We start from the raw sequence: 474 nt of genomic DNA, 5'->3' as shown, positions 1-474 counted from the left end.
CTCCGAATGCTCGGCTCATCCGTGTGGATGTACCTGAGCGCGGTGTCCGTCCGCTTGATACGGAGCTGAGCCTTTAGCGCATGTATGCCTTCGGCATTCCCGATTTCAGTCCCGACCCCCCGCCGAATCATGTACCAGCCATTCTCCCGGTGTTCGGGGTTGATTCCCGCCTCGGGCTGAAGCTTGAGCATGATGTCTCGGAGTGATTTTGAATTGTACGGAGTCTTATTCCGACCGTTGAGCCAGATGTTCTCACGACCCTCGTACTCCGGCCGGGTCGCCCGTTCGTCGACCCACTTTCGAGTGATTCGAGCTGCTTCGGAACTCAGAAAACACCGCCAGTAGTCCTTCCCGGACTTCGCATCCTCCTGCTTTGGAATTTTGAGGTAGGCATCGTCCTCTTCGTCGAGAACAAGCCAGCTCATCTCTGTGTTTCCAACCTCGCTTGGACGGAATCCCACGTCCCGGCTCACG

At 57.0% G+C, this 474-nt stretch carries 1 pseudogene; it reads right to left on the bottom strand.

From position 1 onward, the window contains the following. Window positions 1-425: pseudogene (locus D3D02_RS19400) on the bottom strand (hypothetical protein); the annotation flags it as partial. Window positions 426-474: the final 49 nt, after the last annotated feature.

Source organism: Halobellus sp. Atlit-38R (assembly GCF_003665925.1).
GTDB classification, from domain to species: Archaea; Halobacteriota; Halobacteria; order Halobacteriales; family Haloferacaceae; genus Haloquadratum; species Haloquadratum inordinatus.
This window is presented reverse-complemented; position numbering and strand designations above follow the sequence as displayed.